General features: G+C 61.1%; 11 protein-coding genes. 6 read left to right on the top strand and 5 right to left on the bottom strand.

The annotated features are described in order from the left end of the window. The first annotated feature begins 62 nt into the window (after window positions 1–62). From OPIT5_26190 to OPIT5_26215, 6 genes are all read left to right on the top strand, one after another. On the top strand, window positions 63–2,519 hold the full coding sequence (locus tag OPIT5_26190; protein AHF93187.1) for a calcium-binding protein: 2,457 nt from the start codon (window positions 63–65) through the stop codon (window positions 2,517–2,519). A gap of 46 nt (window positions 2,520–2,565) precedes the next feature. Further along, window positions 2,566–3,282 carry a sugar-binding protein gene (locus OPIT5_26195; protein ID AHF93188.1) on the top strand — a complete coding sequence of 239 codons (717 nt, stop codon included), beginning with the start codon at window positions 2,566–2,568 and terminating at the stop codon, window positions 3,280–3,282. Further along, the gene (locus tag OPIT5_26200; GenBank protein AHF93189.1) at window positions 3,279–9,419 is read left to right on the top strand and encodes a type IV secretion protein Rhs; all 6,141 of its coding nucleotides are present in this window, start codon (window positions 3,279–3,281) and stop codon (window positions 9,417–9,419) included. Before OPIT5_26195 ends, OPIT5_26200 begins: the two co-directional genes overlap by 4 nt. Before the next feature lie 557 nt (window positions 9,420–9,976). Beyond that, on the top strand, window positions 9,977–10,120 hold the full coding sequence (locus tag OPIT5_26205) for a hypothetical protein (protein ID AHF94766.1): 144 nt from the start codon (window positions 9,977–9,979) through the stop codon (window positions 10,118–10,120). Window positions 10,121–10,337: 217 nt separating this feature from the next. After that, window positions 10,338–10,991 carry a hypothetical protein gene (locus OPIT5_26210; GenBank protein AHF93190.1) on the top strand — a complete coding sequence of 218 codons (654 nt, stop codon included), beginning with the start codon at window positions 10,338–10,340 and terminating at the stop codon, window positions 10,989–10,991. 432 nt (window positions 10,992–11,423) lie between these two features. Beyond that, on the top strand, window positions 11,424–12,371 hold the full coding sequence (locus tag OPIT5_26215) for a thioredoxin reductase (protein ID AHF93191.1): 948 nt from the start codon (window positions 11,424–11,426) through the stop codon (window positions 12,369–12,371). A 478-nt stretch (window positions 12,372–12,849) separates the two neighbouring features. Here the strand turns inward: OPIT5_26215 and OPIT5_26225 are convergent, their stop codons facing one another. From OPIT5_26225 to OPIT5_26245, 5 genes are all read right to left on the bottom strand, one after another. Next, the gene (locus tag OPIT5_26225; protein AHF93192.1) at window positions 12,850–14,580 is read right to left on the bottom strand and encodes a general secretion pathway protein E; all 1,731 of its coding nucleotides are present in this window, start codon (window positions 14,578–14,580) and stop codon (window positions 12,850–12,852) included. A gap of 268 nt (window positions 14,581–14,848) precedes the next feature. Then, window positions 14,849–15,388 (bottom strand): hypothetical protein, encoded by a 540-nt coding sequence (locus tag OPIT5_26230; GenBank protein ID AHF93193.1) that lies wholly within the window; start codon window positions 15,386–15,388, stop codon window positions 14,849–14,851. A 77-nt stretch (window positions 15,389–15,465) separates the two neighbouring features. Continuing rightward, a complete protein-coding gene (locus tag OPIT5_26235; protein ID AHF93194.1) occupies window positions 15,466–16,344 on the bottom strand; it encodes a hypothetical protein in 879 nt (292 codons plus the stop codon). Beyond that, a complete protein-coding gene (locus tag OPIT5_26240) occupies window positions 16,341–18,143 on the bottom strand; it encodes a hypothetical protein (GenBank protein ID AHF93195.1) in 1,803 nt (600 codons plus the stop codon). The genes OPIT5_26235 and OPIT5_26240 overlap by 4 nt, the downstream gene beginning before the upstream one ends. A 5-nt stretch (window positions 18,144–18,148) precedes the next feature. Then, the gene (locus OPIT5_26245) at window positions 18,149–20,368 is read right to left on the bottom strand and encodes a type II secretory pathway protein (protein ID AHF93196.1); all 2,220 of its coding nucleotides are present in this window, start codon (window positions 20,366–20,368) and stop codon (window positions 18,149–18,151) included. Window positions 20,369–20,467 lie beyond the last annotated feature (99 nt).

Raw genomic sequence — 20,467 nt, forward strand, 5'->3', positions numbered from 1 at the left:
CGTCCTTTCAACTTTCCTCCATCGCCCGCGTCTCCCCTGACTTGGCCAATCGTATCCCCGCCATGAATACATCCCGCACCACCCGCCTGTTTGCCACGCTGGCGATCCTTGCCGCCGCGTTTACAACCGTCGCCCATGCCGACCCCGTCTCCCTGACCGGCGACCATGTCATCGAGCCCGGTCCGGACGACACCGGCTCGCTCACCGTTTCCGGACAGCTCCATGTTGAAAGCAACCACGTCGACCTCGGCACAACCGGGGACGGGCAGGTTGCCCTGTCACTCACCTATCAGGAAAACGGAGAGACCCGGCAGGTGACCGTCTACGCTGCGCGCGACGCAGTCGAATACCTCTGGAAGGAAGGTTCCACCGATGCCGGAACGGCCTCGCCCAAGATGACGCTGGGCGCGGACAACACGCTCACGCTCCACGACGCCGCCGGTGCGGCCACGATCACCTTGACGCCTTCCACCGGAGAGGTCAGAGCTCCGGGCGGCTTCCGGCTATCGGACGGCACCCTGATTGCGAATCAAGCCTCTCTTCGCAGCACTGCCCTGTACAACGCGGCCGGCCAGATTGTCGCGCAGGTCGGCGAGGATGGCCGTGTTTCCTTCGCAAACGGCATCGCCATCGGTCAAAACCCGACCGCTACCCTGACCGAAGGCAGCACTTCCTATCTCAACACCGTCCTCCAAAACCTGGGTTACCAGGAGAACCCGGTGACACCTACGCATGTTAAGGGTGCAGCAGTGCCAAAGGCCAAGGATCTCGTAGTGGTCTACGATACTACGGGTAACCAATATGTGGCGGGAGCTTTTTCTGGATCCTCGCTTACGATTGGCAATGCGACTATCTGGGCTGATTCTGACGTGGGAGAGCATCAGTTTGTCGTCAAATGCACTTCATCCGGGGCAGTTTTGTGGTATAACGTCTGGTCTGCTGACGGGGCTCCCCTGAGTATGGCGGTGGATACTTCAGGTAATGTTTACGTTTCGGGGTATTTTTATAGTGTGGCCGGGCAGACGCTCAGCCTCGCCGGAGTTTCTGTCACCGCCCAAGGCACTAATGATGGCTATGTGCTCAAGCTTAATAGTGCTGGAACCGGCCAATGGGCCAAGGTGCTCGGTCACACCGGTAATGATCAGGCCCATAGCGTAGCGGTGGATGCTTCAGGCAATATTTATGTTGCAGGGTATTTTTATCGTGCTGCCGGACAGACGCTCAGCCTCGCCGGAGTTTCTGTCACCGCCCAAGATCCCGAAAATGGTTATGTGCTCAAACTCAACAACGCAGGGGTTGGTCAATGGGCTCAAAGTCTGTCGTATAGTAGCTATTACAATTCGGTTCCGAGTGTCGCCGTAGATCCTTTGGCTAATGTATACATCACAGGAGGATTAAGCTCTTCTGTCGTCCAGACAATCAGTTTGGCGGGGATTCCCGTTATCGCGCAGACTCAGGATGATAGTTATATGCTTAAGCTCAACAGTGCCGGGGCAGGGCAATGGGTCAAAGTGATTCCGGCTAGTTCGTTAAGGTTGAGCTTCCCGCCTGATGGTACACTTACAGCCACTGGTTGCAGTTCTCAGAACTTTATGATTGGGAATATGGCGGTTGGTGGAAGCGGGACATATTTTATCGTGTCCATGCCTGCGGATCAAGCGCCAGTCGAAGCCCCTCGTCCAATGGCAACCAGCATCGCTTGGGGCAATGCTGTGGCCGCCGGCGCATCTACTATTGCCGTGGGGGACAACGCTATCGCTACCGGGCGGAATGCCGTAAGCCTTGGCTTGGGTGCCGCAGCCACAGGACGTAGCACTATTGCTTTGGGTGAACATGCTGTGTCCACGGGAGACGGAGCAATCGCTTTGGGCGAATATGCCAGCGCAGTTGGTTATAATGCCATTGCCTTTTCTGGATCGAATACCGCATCAGGTGAAGGTTCTTTTGCTGCCGGGGCGGGAAATATCGCATCGGGTGATTATTCCTTTATCGCAGGTGGATATGGAAGCACGACGTCGGGCAGGCGTTCGGTTTCGGTGGGCGGATTTGATAGCGTAGTTTCCGGATTGGGCTCCGTTATTTTGGGAGGCGAATCTAACAATGTGTCAGGTGACTATTCCTTTGTTGCCGCTGGTTGGGGCACTATAGTCTCAGGATACTCGTCGGCGGCCATTGGAGTGGAAAACTCTGCTAGTGGAAATTATACAGCTGCCTTCGGTGAGCATATCCAGTCACAAGCCAGTAATCTGTTTGCCATCGGACGACGCAATGTGCCTCAAGGCAATAAAACGGCATGGATACCCACCGATGATCTTTTTGTAGTCGGCAATGGGGATTCGAATACAGGGGACAGTAATGCCGCAGTCATCCACAAAAACGGCACACTCCGGTCATCCGGTTATATCGAGTCAAAGCTTGGCATCCGCATTCCGCCGGGCGGCGACATCCCGATGGGCACCTTCACGCAAGGCAACGACCCCCGTGCCCTCGACGCCGGCCTCCGCTACGAAAACGAATAAACCCGCCGGTTTCCCCAGCCCCGGTCCACCCTCAACGAACTTCCCCATGACCGCCTCCGCTCGCAAACGCTATTATCTGTCAGCCCTGCTTGCCGCCGGATTGCTTTCAGCCTTCAGCTTTCAGTTTTTCAGCCTTTTCGGACAGGCTCCCGACTGGTGGACGCAACAGGGCGTGATCGATCCCGCAGCCACGCCCGACGACTACGCGGCCGCCAACATAGGTCAGCTCAAACATATTGCGACGCAGGCGACGGCAGAGATGAACGCAAAACTGCCCGGCGGTGCCGGCGAGGCGATCAACGCCCTCGTTACCTCCTGGCAACAACCGCCTGCCGAAGGCGTAACCCATGACGACTTCGCCGCGCTCAACCTTGGCCAGTTGAAGGCGGTGGCGAAGCTGTTTTACGACCGGCTGGCCGTCGCCGGTTATGGCGGTCCTCCTCTGGCGGATGGTCAGCCCTATCCGTGGCCATCGGACGCGTCAGGTACCGACAACTACGCCTTGGCCAACATCGGGCAGATCAAACACGTCTTCAGCTTCACCGTGCCATCGGGGCCACCCGGTTTTGTCGACACCGACGGCAACGGCATCGATGACAACTGGGAACTGGCCCACTTCGGGCAGATCGGCATCGATCCGACTGCCGACCCCGACAACGATGGCCTGTCCAACCTCGCCGAATTCCTCGCCGGCGCCGATCCGAACGCCGCTGCCGAGTCCGTCCCTCCCGCCTCCCTCAATCTGATTGTTTACAGCCCATGAAAACGCCCTCACTTGTGAAACGCCTATCAAGAATAGCTTCGTTGCGGCGTTTTAATTTCGTAATGCTCAGCAGTAGCCTCGGCTTGTTCGCTGCGGCACTCTTTTGCCCTAGCGCCCTGGCGCAATGTGGCATGGGCTCATGGGAGAAAATATCATATAGGAGTATTACAGGGAGTGGATCATTGGTTGGAATTTCTGGATATAAACCTACTGGGAATAGCCAATTTGATAATGACCCAACTGCACCGTGGAATAAGGGGCCGACTTGGAAATGGAAAAATCGTCTATTTGATGGAAAATACGTAACGAATGTTTTCGTCGGCGGCCCTCCCCCAGGATCGAATGCATGTAATAATTGTGATTATATTATACATGATACGTATAGCGGCTATTGGACGTATGATGATTCATCTTTTGGTAAAGATCATTTCGAAACCTTGGAATGTTCAGGTGAACCTTGGAACGAGAGTGATATCAGCATAAGAGGACTCTTTTCTTATCCTTCAGAGTGTGCGTTTTATGATTTTGATACGATCAAGACGAGGAAAACACTAACCCAACAAGTAAATGAAGGGTGCCCATGTGATCCATGGTATATTGATTCTACGGTTGGGAAAGCCATCGCGATTTTATCGGATCCGGATAGCATTTCCGCCGCCATAGCCCGCGCCGGAGGCCCCATAGAAGGCGTGCTGCATCGTGCCTTTACGCAGAACATGGGACTGACCACACCCGAAACCACCACTCCCATACCCTTTATCGGTCGAGGCGTCACCGTCACGCTGGAAGGTTGCGGTGAAGGCCCCTATCAGGTGATCGGCTCGCTCAACGTAGGAGAATTCCTCAGTGCGACGGACGAGACAGAGGCGTCCATTCTTGGACCATGGGCAACAGAGCATCATGTTGTTCTCAGCGATGCGGTGAGCTTTAAGGATGGCAAACTGAGTTTCGAGGTTCCGGCGCGTCGCAACAAGGTGACGGAGATTGTGGAGAGCAGCATCAGGCTGATACCGGACCAAGGACGCCCGATTGGCAGTACGACACTATGCACCAACAGTGTGGAATTTTTGATGAATCTCGGTTTCCGTAGCGGAGGCCGTTCTGCCGGTGTGTTGATGATCAAAAATGACACGATAGACGAAGCCACCTTTACGCCGTCGCGCCTGTTCCTCGCCTCGTTCTCGGAGAGCGAGGTGAACGCGGTCCGCGAGGAGGACGCGGACGGCAACAAGATCCTGCGGCAGATTCGCGTGCCGGAAGGGCTGGTGGATGTCGTGGTGACCTCGCCCACCAGCTACGACATCCGCGTTTACCTCACTTTCCAAATCGGCAACGCCGACACCGACACCGGCCTTTATTCGCCCACCGGGACGCCGGTAGTGACCTACACATTTGCCGAAGCCGCCGGTTCGACCCCGACAAACCGCAAGCTGTCGCTGACGGAGACCCGCGACGGCAACGCCATCACCACGACCTACAGCCAGAACACGGACGGCAACTGGGAAACCGTTTATGGCAACGGCCTGAAAATCGAACGCCTCACGAAAACCGTCAGCGGAGCGGACACGACGGAGACCCGCGACCTGCTCGACGCGGACGAAACCCTCGTCAGCCGCACCGTCACCGTGACCCGCGCCTTTAACTTCGGGACCGGAACCGGGAGCGATATCGTGACGGTCAACAAGACGATCAGCGAAACCAGCGGAACGGGAGTCGATGCCGTCACCACGACGTACACGTATTACGACAACCCGGCGACAGACGGGATGGCGCTGGGCGAGTTGAAGACCCGGCAGACCTCGACCGGCAACTGGGAAAGCTGGACCTACGACGCGCAGGGCCGGAAGGCCAAACGCGTCAGCCAGTTTCTGGGCAGCGCGTTCAACTCGGCGGACGCGCTCAACCGTGTAACGACCTGGGACTACGCGACCGTTGACGACCTCGACGGCGACGACAAACCCGAAGCCCTGCGCACCGAGACCGATTACCTGCTCGGGCAGGAAACCGCCCGCCGCCACCACCTCACGCTCACGGCCACCAACGACATCGAAGACAGCTACGAACTCGGCTGGACCGAAGAGCGCGACATCGTGTGTACGGTGCCCGGAGCGGCGTGGGATGCGCCGACCAATCTGGTGACGACCACCCGGACGGGTATTTTCGGAGAGCGCCAGCACAAGACCCTCTGGCAGAAAAACCCGGACGGCACCGGACTGATTCTGGCACTGGAAAAACTCGACGACGGAGGCCGCACCTGGACGACCTGGGAAGGCGCGATGCTTCCCAACGGCACGATTGACCCGACAACCGCCCGCCGCACCGAAGTGATCGAGGACGCCCTCGGCCGCGAGACCGAGCGCAACGTCTACGAAAACAACCTGCTCATCGACTCCACCGTCGTCCTCGAACGCGACGCGCTCGGACGCGCCACGCACACCGCCTTCCTCGACGGCACATCGGAACAACGCGACTACGCCTGCTGCGGCCTCAACCAGATCGTCAGCCGCGACGGCATCACGACCACCTACGAACGCGATGCCCTTGGCCGGGTGGTCCGCGAAACCACCGCCGGCATCGGCACTGCGTACACCTACGACGCCGCCGGGCGCACCCTCACCACCAGCCGGGTAGGGAGCGACAGTTCCACCACGTTGCTCGCCACCCAGACCTACAACGCTGCCGGCCGGCTGCTGACCTCCACCGACGCCCTCGGCCGCGTGACCGCGTACACCGAAACGCTACTTTCCGGCGGACTAACCGAACGCAAAACCGTCCACCCCGACACCAACGAGGAAATCTCCACTTTCTTCCCTGACGGCTCGCCCGCCTCGGTCCGAGGCGACGCCGCAGCACAATGGCGTGACTACGCCTACGGCGTGGAGACCGACGGCGAATACGAACAGGAATATTTCCCCACCGGTGACGAACCCTCCGGTACACCCGCCGCGCAGTGGGTCAAACGCTACCGCGACCATGCCGGCCGCAATCACCTGGTCCGCTATCCGGATAGCGCCGAAGAAACCTCCGGCTACAATGCCAAAGGCCAGCTTGTCCGGCAGACCGACGCCGACGGCGTGCAGACCCTGTTTGCGTACAACGACCGCGGCGAGCAGACGGTGACCGCCCTCGACATCAATCGCAATGGCGTCATCGACTACGCGGGCGACGACCGGATCACCCGCACGGCTACCACCTACGCGACCCGCGGCAGTGCCACCGTCCGACGGACGATCACCGAAGTCTGGGAAGAGCCCGGCGACAATCCGGTGATCTTTTCCGTCACCGAGACGGCGATGGACAGTCTGCAATCCTGGAGCACCGCTCGCGGCCTGATCACGCACACGAGCGTCACGCAGGACGGCGCGGGCAACCGCACCGAAACGACAACCGCTCCCGATGGCTCCACCTCCCTCCTCACGTATGTCCAGGGCCGCCTGATCGGTGAAACCCGCAAGGATGCCGACAACGTAACCCTCTCCGAAATCGCCTGGGCGTACGACCCGCATGGCCGGCTTGCCTCGCAGACGGTGACCGGCATCGGCGCAACCACGTATTCGTATCTTGATGACGGCCGGGTTGCCAGCGTGACCACGCCCGATCCCGGCGACGGTGCCCAGACCACCAGCTACACGTACAACAACCGCGGCTGGCCGTCGAAGGTCACCCATCCCGACGCCGCCGAGACCGAAACCACGTACTACCCGACCGGCCAGATAAAGCGCACGTGGGGCGCACGCACGTATCCGCAAGAATACACCTACGACGCGCAGGGCCGGCTGAAAACGCTGACCACCTGGAAGGATTTTTCCGGCACCACCGGCGAGGCTGTCACCACGTGGAACTACGACCCGCAACGCGGCTGGCTCACCCAGAAACTCTACGCGGACAATCAGGGACCGGCCTGGACGTACACCCCCGCTGGCCGACTCGCCACGCGCACCTGGGCGCGCGGCGTCGTTACCACATACGGTTACACCGATGCCGGCGACTTGGCCTCCGTCACCTACAGCGACAGCACGCCGGCGGTTGCCCACACGTATGACCGCGCCGGGCGCCTGCACACCACCACCGACGCCGCCGGCCTGCTCACCCGCTCCTATGCCAACGGACAGCTGACCGGCGAAGTCTATTCCGGCACCGGTCTGCTTTCGGGCAAGTCGGTCACCCGCACCTTCGACAGCCTGCAACGGCAGGACTCCCTTTCGGCAACTTCGATCCAACCCGTGAGCTACACTTACGACGCCGCCTCGCGTCTGGCCACTGTGACGCAGGGCAACCTGTCAGCCAGCTACAGTTACCATCCGAATCTCGGCACGGTGTCCGGCGTGATCGTCAGCAACGGCTCCACCGAACGCGCCCGGCAGGAGCGCACCTTCGACGTGCTCGGCCGCGTCACCCGTGTGGACACCCTCGGCAACGGTTCCACCCTGCACGCCCGCCGCGACTACACGTACAACGCGGCCAACCAGCGTACGCAGGTCACCCATGAGGATTCCCGGCGCTGGGCCTACGGCTATGATATGCTCGGGCAGGTGACCTCGGCGCAAAAGCGCCTGTCCGACAACACGGCCTTGCCGGGGTACGATTTCGGGTACAGCTTTGATGACATCGGCAACCGCATGAGCACGACCACCAACGGCCGCACCGCCGCCTACCTTTCCGACGCGCTCAACCGCTACACGCAACGCGACTATCCCGGCGCCATCGACGTGCGCGGCTCCGCCTCCACCGCCGTCACCGTGCTCGTCAACGATGGCCTGACCACCCGCACCGGCGAGGACTTTTTCCGGGCTACCCCCTTTGATAACGCTGCCTCTGCAGTTAACGCCGAAATCAAAATCCAGGCGGTCGATCCTGGTCCGCCCGAACGGATCGCCACCGAAACACGAGCGCTGAGCAACCCCATCGAGACCGATCCCTACGTGATGCCATCTACACCTGAAGGCTTTTTGTATGATGCCGACGGCAACCTGACGCAGGACGGCCGCTGGAACTATGCCTGGGATGGCGAAAACCGTTTGGTCTCCGCGGAAATGCGGGAAAATGTCGTAACGGAAACAGGGCTGGTCTGCTTCCGGCAAGAAAACACCCATGATTCACAGGGACGACGCATCGCCGTTATCGAGAAGCTTCAGTCTCCAACTCTCGGCTGGATAACAGCCAACAGCAGACGACTCCTCTATGATGGATGGAATCTGCTCGCCGAATACCAGACCTCCTCGAGCGTCCTGTTATCCACCCACATATGGGGCTCGGACCTGAGCGGATCGACGCAGGGCGCGGGTGGAGTTGGCGGCCTGCTGTGGACCACCACAACCACGGGAACCTACGCGCCCGGCTATGATGCCAACGGAAACATTATCGCATGGATTGACACGGCCGACGGCACCCTCGCCGGCCAGCGCGGATACGGTGCTTTTGGTGAATCCGTCATAACCACCGGCATCAATGAGGAACTGTCGTTCGGCTTCTCTACCAAATACCAAGACCGCCTCACGGGTTTTTACTATTATGGCTATCGCTATTACAGCCCGAATTTGGGACGATGGCTCAGCAGGGATCCCATTGAAGAGGAGGGAGGGGGGAACCTGTATGGAATGATGGGAAATGATCTGATTAGTCATCTGGATTACTTGGGATTACAGATGTTTGGTGAACCTGGTACGATGTATAATCCGATTCCGGAATTGCCAGATAAGTTCAAAAATCCTCCACCACCGGATTGTTCGTCCGGTTTCTGTGTTGTGGGTACTACTATTGAAGATTGGTTCGGGAAAATGCTCCAAGTTCTCGGAGTTGATCATGTTGATATCGCATATAATGGTTCTGTCGTCTATGTGGGGAGAGGGGGAAGAGCAGGAAGAATCGGTACCGAATACATAAAAACCACTCGAGTCTATCAATTAAGTAAAAGAGATAACGGCTATTTAAAATACGGCAACGGAGATGGTTGCATGCCATGCAAAAAAGCGACCAACAGCGATATTCTCTCATGCTTATCGAAAAGGAAGCCTGTATCAGGAAGAAATTGTCAGGGGGATGTGCAGGATGCAGTCGGTGACTGCTGTTTGACTGGCTTTATGACCTTAGTAGGCAGTTTGTTTCCAAACACATCAGGAGCTCGAAATACAGAATGAAAAAACGACATTGTGTCATTCTTGTAATTTTAACAATGACTCTACTTTCTTGGTGGGCTTATAGAAAAACCTGTTACTACATCAATCGAATGCGAACATTTGACACAATGGCACTTGTTTACTTCATCGCAGGTAAATTGCCTGCCTTGGATGAGGCTTCCTTGCTCATTGAGGCTGTGTGCAAAGAATATCCTGAATTAGCTAAAGACGGGAATGTCGTTGATGCATGGGGCAACCCACTAAAGATAAATTTAGTCACAGATACTGGCGGAATTCGACTTGATATAAGAAGCGCTGGTCATGATGGGTCTATCGGGACATCCGATGATTTGACGAAAATAATATTTTATCCGAATCAAGACCAAATCAAAGAAAACGCTGTAGACGACAAAAAGGCTGACCAGGGGAACATATCCAGCGAATCAAACCTTACGGGAACCTCTAAAAATTGATTCCTACCGCGAAAGTCGATCTAGGAGCCGGTCCGGAAAATCAAACCTGAATGCTTGCGATTTTTCTCCACCACATCCGACACAAGACTCACTGATTTCCAACCGATGATTCCCCGATACCTCTTTCTTCTGTCCTGCTGCCTCCCGGCAACCGCGTCCCTGCCCGCTGCCCTCGTTTTCGAGACAACCACGATCTCGCAACCCGCCAAGGCGGGAGACACGGAGATGGTCGCAGTCTTCCGGTTCTAAAATGCAGGTGAAACTGCCGAAGAGATCACACCCCTCGACAGTTCATGCGTACACGCCTTGGCCAAGCCATAACGGCATTCGCCAAAGTATCTTATACGAATTACGCCGAGGAATAAACCAGACTGCAATCGCCAGTTGTCTGCATTCCTGGCCCGCCTCTGGTCTGTTTTCTGCTCGATTTGCGATAACCGCGCCACACACGCGCAATTATCTGCATATGAAGAAAATCACATCCATCCTGCCGGCCGTTTTCTGCGCCGTTTTTCCTTCCCTCGTGTCTGCCCAGATTACCTTCGAAGACAATCCGTTCATCGCGGGAGATGCCCGGGCGACCGTCTCGTCTCCGTTATCGTTCGAGATCTCTTCCCCCGCCGAAATCTGGACAGGATATCTGGTTTTCAAAAACGCCTATGCCAGTGCGGAGTCGACCCTGGGTTTCGTCGACGGTGGGCTTTCCGGATACGATGAGGGACTCAATCGCGTCTACATCAATGGCGCGGACGTGGGCTACTGGAGCTCGATCGGTTCCGAGCCGGAAACTCTCGGAGAGATTTCGGATGTGGATCTGGTTCTGGGTTTCACAGCGGAGGACGGCAATACTCCGGCGGGATTCCTGAATTTTCTGCCCGGCGATATCTTCACCCTCGGACCCGGCTACATGGTACTTGCCGAGAACGGTGGGTTCCCCTTCCCCGGTATTGCCGGACCGTACCAGATGATTCTTACCGACACCTACGGGAATCTCATCGGAACGCCGATTCCCGAGCCGTCGACATGGACGCTCCTTGCGAGCGCGGCGGTACTCGCAGCGGCCTCCCTGCTTCATCGATATCGACGGCAACCGGCCCCTCCCGCCGGAAGTGACGCATGACAGATACGGCGGGAAGCCCGGCCTGCCTGCACCCGATATTGTTTTCGTGCCATCTTGCGGCCCGCAGTATCGGGCTCCTGTCAGCTATCGGCGTCCCCGGGCAGATAAGCTTCCGGCCGATTGTTCGTTCGCCTGCCTGTGCTGCAGTTGCCATCCCGTGAATGAAACCTGATGTTCCCCATGTTACACAAAGATCGCCAGGAACGCGAAGTACCTGAAATTTAACTCTCTGCGCCCTTTGCGCGCTTGGGGTGGAAATCCGGAGATTTTGGGACACTGGCAGGATACGATGCCGACACTCCGGTCCTGGCGGTTGTCGGGCCAAATCGTACCCCCCGCACAAATCCCTGTGTTTTCGTGTTTGTCGGCGGCGGGCATTTGACGCTTCGTGTAAGGTTTTACTCAAAGGACCACACACCAGGACCAACGATCATGCCCACTTCTTCCGTCGAAAACATCGTCATTGTCGGCACCGGCTGCGCCGGACTCACCGCGGCCATCTACACCGGCCGGGCCAACCTCAATCCGCTCGTCATCGAAGGCACCCTGCCCGGCGGACAGCTCACCACGACCAGCGAGGTGGAAAATTTCCCCGGCTTCCCGACCGGCATCGACGGCTACCAGCTCATGCAGAACCTGCGCGAACAGGCGCAGCGTTTCGGCACCCGCTTCGAACAGGCCCAGGTCAACTCGGTCGATTTTTCCTCGCAACCGCTGAAGATCGTTTGCGACGACCGCACCGTCCTCACCCGGAGCGTGATCATCGCCACCGGCGCCTCGCCCCGCCTCACCGGCATCCCGGGCGAAAAGGAACTCTACGGCGGCAAGGGCGTGACCACCTGCGCGACCTGCGACGGCGCGTTTTACCGCAACATGGAGGTCGCGGTGATCGGCGGCGGCGACAGCGCGGCCGAGGAAGCGCTGTTCCTCACGCGTTTCGCCAGCAAGGTTTACCTCGTGCATCGCCGCAACGCCCTGCGCGCCTCGAAGATCATGGCCGACCGCGTGGTCGCCCATCCGAAAGTCGAAACCGTGTGGGATCACGTGCCCGTCGCCGTGCAGGGGATCGAGGCCGGCTCGGTTTCCGGGCTCACCGTGCGTCATGTCGGAACGGGCGCGGAGCGGACGCTGCCGGTCAAGGGCATTTTCGTCGCCATCGGTCACCAGCCGAACACCGCACCGTTTGCCGGTGCGCTGGAGGTGGACGAGAACGGCTATTTCATCCCGGCGGCAGGTTCACAGGTGCGCACCCGCGTGCCGGGCGTGTACGTGGCCGGCGATTGCGCCGATCATGTTTACCGTCAGGCGATCACGGCCGCCGGCATGGGCTGCCAGGCCGCCATCGAGGCCGAGCGCTGGCTGGCTGAACACGCCGGGTAATACCGGCGTCCCGCGCTCTCCGGGGTTTTACACAAAGGTCGCCAAGAGCGCAAGGATCCGGTGTTCTGAAACTTCGCGTTCTTCGCGACCTTGGTGTAAGATCAAAAGGGGACTTCTGAAAATTGGAGATGCCCTCTCAGCCTTGTCTCAGGGCGGCGCTCCTGCGCCGTCTGCGGGCGAGACGCCCGCGCCACTTCAAGGCCGCTCCGCGTAACGTCAGTAAAACAAATGATACCAGCGTCCCGAATGTTTTTGATTTTACACAAAGGCCGCAAAGGACGCGAAGAAGGTAACTGGCAATCCTTTGCGCTCTTTGCGGCCTTTGTGTAAAAATCCGAAGGCTTTGGGGCTTTGGTATGACTTATTGTTCGGAGTCTCCTTTGTTTTACCTTCGTTTCCTTCTGTTCAAAAATGAATTTTCAGAACTTCCCAAAACATCAGAGTCGCCGGTATAAAGGACGGTCTCGCGCCGACGGCATCATGCCGTCGTGCCGAGTTGCAGGCGGCGGGTGAGGCGGTGGTTTTCGGCGATCGAGATCACGCCCTGTTGTACTTTCCGCCAGCCTTGTTCCCGGAGGGGTTTCCAGCCTTGCTTGCGGGCGAGGTCGCGCAGGGCCACCGTTTTCAGACTGGCCGAGGAGAGGAGATCCACCACCTCGTCCGTCATGATAAAAATCTCGTAGATCGCCACGCGGCCGCGTTCGCCGGTGCCGCGGCATTCGGGGCAGCCGGCGCCGCGCCAGGCGCGCACGTCTTCCGGGGCGATGCCGATCGAGGCGGCCATTTCGGCGCGCGTGGCCGGGTCGATCGTCTCGTCCGGCTGTGAACAGTGCGGGCACACGCGGCGGGCGAGGCGTTGCGCGATGCTGCAGGCGAGCGAGGCGCCGATCACCCAGGGCTCCACGCCCATGTCCACGAGACGCGTCAGCGCGCTGACGCTGTCGTTGGTGTGGAGCGTGGAAAAAACGAGGTGGCCGGTCTGCGCGGAGTGCATGGCGACGTCGGCCGTCTCCTTGTCGCGAATCTCGCCGATGAGGATGATGTCGGGGTCGTGGCGGAGCACGGAGCGCAGGCCGGCGGCGAAATCGAGGCCGAGTTCCTCGCGTGTCTGGATTTGTGATACGCCGTCGAGCGTGTATTCGACCGGGTTTTCGATGGTGATGATCTTGCGCAAGCCGTCGCGCGCGGCGGAGAGCAGGGCGTAGAGCGTGGTCGTCTTGCCGCTGCCGGTCGGGCCGGTGAGGAGCGCGAGGCCCTGCGGGAGGCGCGAGAGGTCTTCGAGCACGGCGCGTTGCTCGGGCTCCATGCCGAGGCGCGAGAGGTTTTCGACGAGCAGGTTGTCGCGGCTGAGGACGCGCAGGCAGATGGATTCGCCGTGGGTGGTGGGAATGATCGAGACGCGCAGGTCGTATTGCCGGTCGCCGCGCCGCATGGCGATGCGTCCGTCGTGCGCGATGCGGCGCTCGGTGATGTTGAGGTCGGCCATGACCTTGAGCCGCGAGACGAGCGCGAGGTAATGCGAACGCAGGCCTTCGGGGATCGGGATGTCCTGGAGGAGGCCGTCGATCCGGTAGCGGAGTTTTACGGTGTTGCCGAAGGGTTCGAGATGGATGTCGGTCGCTTCGAGGCGGAGGGCTTCGGAGAGGATCTGGTCGACGAAATGGATGATCGAGGGGTCGGCGCTGGCGTCGGCATCCTTGTCCTGCACGTCGAAAACGATCTGGTCGGCGGGATCGGCCGTGCCCTGCTGTTGCGAGAGCATCTGGATGGTGTCGGCGCCGAGTCCGTAGTGGCGTTTCACGTAGTCGCGCATCGCGGCGGGGCCGCAGAGCACGGCGCGGATGCGCAGGCCGAGGAGCAGGCGGAGTTTTCCGAGGTCGGTGCTGGTGGGCGGCTCGGCAAAGGCGGCCACGAGGAGCCCGTCCTGGAGCGACACGGGCGCGAGCCGGTGGGTGAGCACGATGCGGACGGGCACCTGGGCGATGAGCTCGCGCGCCGCAGTGACTTCGGTGAGGTCGATAAAATCGAGTCCGTGCGCCTCGGCGGCGGCGTCATAGGCATCGCGCTCGGTGGCGAAACCGAGGTCGACGACAGAGCGGTGAAGCGGGATCTGCTGGAGCTGGCTGCGGCGACGGGCGAGGTCGAGTTTGCGCTGGTCGATGATGCCGCGCCGGAGCAGCACGGCGGCTTCCTGTTCGATGAGGTTCATCGGAGAATGACGTAGGAGGGAGGAAGCATGGAGAAGGGAGAAAGGCGGAGCGTCTGGTTCATTCGGGAAGTTCTAAAAATTCATTTTTGAACAGAAGGAAACCAAGGAAACGAAGGTAAAACAAAGAAGACCCTGAACAATAAGTTATTTATTTTAAAAAATTTAAACAGGAGTGAACAGTAAGCGTCCTTGGTTGTTCTTCGTTCTCTTCGTTGCCTTCTGTTCAATTTTTAGAAGTTCCCATTCGTAATTCGTCATCCGCAATCCGTCATTTTTCAACCGGCACGGGAAGTGTGGTCGTTTTGTTGAAGGCGACTTTCGCGGTCTGGTCGTCTCGCGCAAAACGGGCTTCGCCGGAGTCGAAGTCGTGCAGCGTCCAGGCGCCGGTGACGGTTTCGCCCGGCCGGCGCTGCACGAGCTTGTCCTCGACGACGAGCCAGGCGATGCGGCTGCCGTCGGGAAACTCGGCCATGCCGCGGTAGGCGACAGGCACCTGACGGTCCGTGGGAGGGGGAGGCTTGGGCGGCGGCGGTTTGTCGGGCGGTTTGGGCGGAGCGGGCGGCGGCTTGAAAAAATCGGTCTCGAACAACCCTTGCCCGTTTCCGGGTGCGGCCGGTGTCTGGTGGAAAAAGGCCAGCGTCTCGCGGTCGGTCGTACTCAGTTTGCTCTCGGGACGCGGCGCGGTGGCAGCCGGCAGGGAGTCGAGCGGCGCGCTCGTGCCGCTCGCGAAAAAAAACAACGCGCCTCCGGCCAGCAGGACTCCCAGCGTGCTGGCGGCGATAACGAGATGGCGTCGGGCGGTGGGCATTTTTCGGAAGGAGGGAGGATGGGAGATAGGGGAAGGATGAGCGTTGTGCGAGATATGGGGGGCGGCGGGAGAGGTGATCAGTTTTCGGTTTTTCCGGAAAGCAGGCCGGCAACGACGACGGTGGCCGAGGCTTCGTCGGAGGCGGCGGTGCCTTCCTTGCGCAGCACGAGGTGCTCGATGAGCACGCGGTGGTCGCTCGCCGGGACGGCCACGCCTTTGTCATCCCCGGCTGCGGCCCCGTCGTCGTCGGTCGCAGTGTCGGTGGCGTCGGCGCTTTTTTGTTTTTGTTCGTCTTTCGCCGCCGGCGTGCCGAGGGCGAGTTGTTCGATGAAGGCCTGCACGCGGTCGCTTTTGCCGGTGACCCTGGCCGAAAACAGGATTTCCACGGCGAGGAGCGGCCCGCCGGCATCGAGCCGCATCTCGCGGGTGGCCGGCACGGGGAGCGCCTCGTAGGTGGCGACTTTCGCGGTGATGGCGTGGTCGCAGATGATGCGGGCAAGTTCGAGCTGCGCCCAGCGGCGGCGAGGCTGCGGGGGGCTCAGCGACGCATCGGAGAGGATGTCGAAAGCGCTGTCGGCGAGTTTCACGCCGGCCTTGGCGGCGGCGGCCCGGGCAGCCTGGGTGGCGGCGGCGCGCTCCTGCTCGAATTCGATCAACTGGAACGAGTCGTCCGTATGGGCGCGCACCAGCGGGGCGCGGTCGAGCGAACGGGCTTCGGCCGCGATATCGCGAAGGACGGCGGTCTCGCGGGCGAGCGCGTCTGCCTGGCGTTTCAGCTCGGCCGGATCGGCGCCGTGGCCGACATTGACGAGCGCAGCCTTGAGTTCGGCGAGTTGGCGGTCGGTGTCCGCTTCGCGACGCACCAGCGGCCGGTGCGCGATCGCGAGGGCCAGCAGGACCACGACAAGCGGCACGACGATCGCGTAAAAAAAGCGCTGGCTGTAAAACGGGATCATGGTCCGAAAAGCCCTCCCCGGCTGCGGCTGCCGCCGTTGCCGCCCGGCGGAGCCGGAGGAGGCGGGGGCAGCGTGTGTTCGAAGGGGGTGGTCTCCAGCGCCAGTGCAAAATCCCCGCCGGGCGCGAACACGGCAGGGTCGGCCAGCGCCTGGCGCGCGCGCACGGGCAGGATGTCCACGCTGGTAAAGTGCCCCGTGGTCCGGAGGGCGTTGACGAGCGCGCCGATCGTGCCGAGCGGGTCCTTGTTGGCGGGAGCGAGGCTGAGCTCGACGACGAGTCCGCTGGAACGGGAAAAACAGCCGCGCAGGAGCTGTGTTTCGGGCGTGGCGGCGGGAGACCCTTTGGGAAGCGCACCGCCCGAGTACGTTTCGACATCGGCAATGACCGCGTACCAGAAATCGGCTTTGTCCCTGGCGGCCTCGCTGCCTTCCGTGCGGAGAGAGCGCAGGGTGCGGAGGCCGCCGAGCAGATCGCGGGTGCGTTTTTGCAGGTAAAGCGAGGGGGCGGCTTCGAGGTAGGCGCTTTCGCGGGCGGCAAGGGCGTCCGCCAGGCGCGGGCCGGCGGCGCGGGCCTCTTCGAGCAACGCGAGGCGCTGTTCCTTCCGGTGAATGCTGTCGAGGCGGGTGACGCAGGCGTGGCCAACGACCATCAGGCCGGGCAAGAGCAGCGCGAGGCAGGCGGCGTGGAGCCAGCCGGTGCGGCGACGCAGGCGGCGGGCTTCGCGCGCGACCGCCGGGAGCAGGTTGGCGGGAGCGGGCTGGAGTCCGCTGGAAATCGCCGCCACGCCCCAGGCGATGGCGCAGGCGGCGAGCGATACGGAGTGGCCGTCGCCCACCGCGACCTCGGGCCAGCGTTGCGAGGCGTCGCCGCCGGCATGGGCCTCGACCATGGCGCGGGCCTTGTAGTCTTCCAGCAGCGAACCGCTGAACCAGCGCGGCAGGACGAGCAGCGCTTCCGGACTGGCGCCGGTTTCGCGGGCGTGTTCGCGCAGGAGCGTCTCGATGGTGTTGCTCCAGCGCGCCAGCGCGGCCCGGAGTTTCGGCGTGCTGTCGCTGACGGCGGCGGGACCTTCGCGGCGGATGACGATCTCGGCCTCCTCCGCCGGGCAGTGAAGGTCGGCGGCGAGGGCGGCGACGAAGGCCGTGGCGCCGGTGTCGATGCCGGCCGAAAAGACCACCTGGTCGTCCACGATGAGGACAAGCATGCCGGAGACCGTCCCGAGTTCGACCAGGACGGCGGAGGACGGGCGCTCGGAGACTTCGGCGAAAGCGGCGGCGAGTGCGCCGTCCGCGCTGCTCACATGCGTGACGCTTTCGGCATCGAGTCCGCAGCGGAGGAGTTGCAACTCGACGTCCGCCTCGCGGGCGATGGTCACCCACGCGGGATGCGCATGGTTGTCGAAGGCGCGCAGGCGACGGGAATCGAAAATGCTCGGCACCTGGTCAAACTGCCGGCCGCCCACTGCCTGGGTGAGCTGCCAGGGGGCGCGGGTATCGCCGGGAGTCAGCTCCATGATCTGCGAATGGGAGCGGCCCAGGGGCAGCGCCACGGCGACAGGCGCGGATGCCGGCATGCCGTCGAGAATCTGGCCCACGCGGCGGGCCATCTCCTCGGGCGTGAGAAGGCCGTCGGCGGCAAGATCGATGGTAACGAGTTTCTCGATACGCAGGCCGGAGACCTCGCGGCGGGTGAGGAGAATGCGCGCGGTGGCGTCGCCGGCCTGGATGGAGATGCGTTGCCGGCGCGGAGCGATCCCGGAGAGGAACCGGCGAGCGGAGCTGAGGGCGGAGTCCGGCATCGCGATCAAGGCGTCCTGGGCGCGGGTTCGGGGGCCGGCGCGGGCGCGGGAGCAGGCGTAGCCGGGGGCGGCGCAGCGTCAGCCGGCGGCGGGGTGCTGGCTGGCGGCGTGGCGGGAGCCGGTGTCGCGGGTGCGGGGGGGACGGCCGGCGCCGGTGCTTCGTTGGTGGCGGACGCGGACGGGACCGGCGAATAAATCGGCTCCTCGGGCGTACGGTTGCGGATACGGCGTGGCAGACCCGGACGGCGCGGTTCGACGGTGGTGGTGCCGGCGGCGGCGCGCCCGCCGGAGGCATTGTTGTAGCGGATGAATTCGCCGCTTTCGGACAACAACGTGGCCGTCACGAAGATGAGCAGATAACGCGGCTTGCTGACTTCCGTTTTTGTGCGAAACAGCGCGCCAATAAATGGAATGGCGCCGAGGATGGGCACGGATTCGGTGAACGTGCTTTGCTCGTTTTCGATCACGCCGCCCATGACGACCGTCTCGCCGGACTGGACGATGACGCGGGTGGAGAGTTCCTGGTCGCGGGATTGCGGGAGCTTGATGTCGAAGGTGCTCACCACCTTGCCGTCGGCATCGAGGTCGCTGATGGTGGCAAAGGTCACGAGCTCCACGTCCTGCGAGACGCTGGGCCTGAGCGCGAGCATGATGCTGTGGCCGTCGCCGCCGATGCTGGCGAGCACGTCGAGCGACACGCCGGCGGTGAGTTTGGTCGGCGTGCCCTTGGGCACGAGCGAGGAGGTGGAGCGGTTTTCCAGGATAGTCTGCGAGACCTGGTATTCTTCGTAGTAGTACTGGGTCTTGCCGTCGCGGATGGTGGCCGGGCGGTTGTTGACGACGGTGAGCCGGGGCGCGCTGAGCGTCTGGCTCTCGCCGCTCTGCTCGATGGCGGTGAGGGTAGCGGAGAGGGTGTCGCTGCCAAACACGCTGGTGAAGGTGCGTTCCAGGCCGAAGCCGACGTTGGTGGCGATGCCGGTGTAGTCGGTCGCGGAGCGGGTGGCGGTGGCGGGGCGATTGGTTTCCCAGTTGAGACCAAGCTGCTGGAAAGCGGCTTCCGAGATGGTGATGAAGCGCGCCTCGATCAGCACCTGCTGTACGGGCCGGTCGAACTCGCGGATAATGTTCTCGATGGACTTCAGCTGGTCGCGCGTGCCGGTGGCGACGATGATGTTGCGCTCGTAGTCGATCATGTACTTCGAGCCGGTGAAAAATTTCTGGATGGCCGTCTCGATCGAGGGAGAGGCGGGCGCGCCGTCGCGGACAAACTGCTCGATGGTCTGGTTGGTGGTGACGGTGGTTTTATCCTTGTCCGTCACCTTGGTCTCCTTGACTTCGCTCGCCCCGAACTGGGCCGGCATCACGAAGCCGCGCGAGAGCCGGTAAAAGCGCGTCTCCTCGAAGAGGTTTTTCTTCTCCTTGGCATCGACGATCCACACGAGGTTGTCGCCGACCTCGAAATGCAGCTCCATCTGGCGCGACACGTAGTTGAGAAACTGCGAGAGCGGCACGTCCTTCATGTTTACGCTCAGTTTTTTCTGGAACTGGGCAAGGCCGCGGTCGGCGACGAAGTTGATGCCGGTGCTCTTGCCGACGGTAAAAATGATCGACTCGAGCGTCACGTCATCGACCTGGAGCGTGACGGGCTTCCTGAGCAAAGTCTCCATCGGACCCTCGCTCTCATCGATGCCGACGAGCGGGCCCGAGCGGTTGACCGTCTGCCCGTAAGTGGGAGGAATGACGGATGACTTGGGCACATCATCGAGCGCCTCGCGAAGGCTTTGCGGCAAGTCGAGGCCGCGGGCCTTGGATTCGGTGAAAAAGTCCTGGAAGTTGTTGGTGAAGCGGGTGTCGGTGGACTCGATGTCACGCAATTCGTTCTCCAGCGAACGGTCGCGCCGCCGTTGCGCCTCGACGAAAATCCAGCTATAGATGCGATCCACGGTCGGGTCGGAAGGGTCGCGCCGCTTGAGATCGGCGATCTGTTCCTCGGCGGTCTCCCATTTGCCGGTGCGGGCCGCATCGAGGACGGCGCGGATTTCCTTGTCGTGCGTCGTACTGACGGGCGGGCGGGGCAGCTCCGCCGGTGCCGGGCTGCCTTTGGCCGGATCGGAAGACGTCTTCGAGGAGGAGCTCTGGCAACCGGCAAACAGAGCCAGACACCCTCCGAGGATAGCGATGAACAGGAACCAGGATGACGGGAATTTCCGCAGGAAGATGACCATGATGAACAAAAGGGGGGCGACAGGTTTCCGCTCCAGAATTCCCGCCGGAGGGAATGCTGATGCGGAGCCCGGCAGCAATGCGCTCAACGCTTTCTTCCC

The organism is Opitutaceae bacterium TAV5 (genome assembly GCA_000242935.3).
GTDB lineage: Bacteria > Verrucomicrobiota > Verrucomicrobiia > Opitutales > Opitutaceae > Geminisphaera.

Bases quoted from the DNA above. Each gene is read 5' to 3' on its own strand.
- OPIT5_26190 (AHF93187.1), top strand. From the start codon at position 63: ATGAATACATCCCGCACCACCCGCCTGTTTGCCACGCTGGCGATCCTT.
- OPIT5_26195 (AHF93188.1), top strand. From the start codon at position 2,566: ATGACCGCCTCCGCTCGCAAACGCTATTATCTGTCAGCCCTGCTTGCC.
- OPIT5_26200 (AHF93189.1), top strand. From the start codon at position 3,279: ATGAAAACGCCCTCACTTGTGAAACGCCTATCAAGAATAGCTTCGTTG.
- OPIT5_26205 (AHF94766.1), top strand. From the start codon at position 9,977: ATGATTCCCCGATACCTCTTTCTTCTGTCCTGCTGCCTCCCGGCAACC.
- OPIT5_26210 (AHF93190.1), top strand. From the start codon at position 10,338: ATGAAGAAAATCACATCCATCCTGCCGGCCGTTTTCTGCGCCGTTTTT.
- OPIT5_26215 (AHF93191.1), top strand. From the start codon at position 11,424: ATGCCCACTTCTTCCGTCGAAAACATCGTCATTGTCGGCACCGGCTGC.
- OPIT5_26225 (AHF93192.1), bottom strand. From the start codon at position 14,580: ATGAACCTCATCGAACAGGAAGCCGCCGTGCTGCTCCGGCGCGGCATC.
- OPIT5_26230 (AHF93193.1), bottom strand. From the start codon at position 15,388: ATGCCCACCGCCCGACGCCATCTCGTTATCGCCGCCAGCACGCTGGGA.
- OPIT5_26235 (AHF93194.1), bottom strand. From the start codon at position 16,344: ATGATCCCGTTTTACAGCCAGCGCTTTTTTTACGCGATCGTCGTGCCG.
- OPIT5_26240 (AHF93195.1), bottom strand. From the start codon at position 18,143: ATGCCGGACTCCGCCCTCAGCTCCGCTCGCCGGTTCCTCTCCGGGATC.
- OPIT5_26245 (AHF93196.1), bottom strand. From the start codon at position 20,368: ATGGTCATCTTCCTGCGGAAATTCCCGTCATCCTGGTTCCTGTTCATC.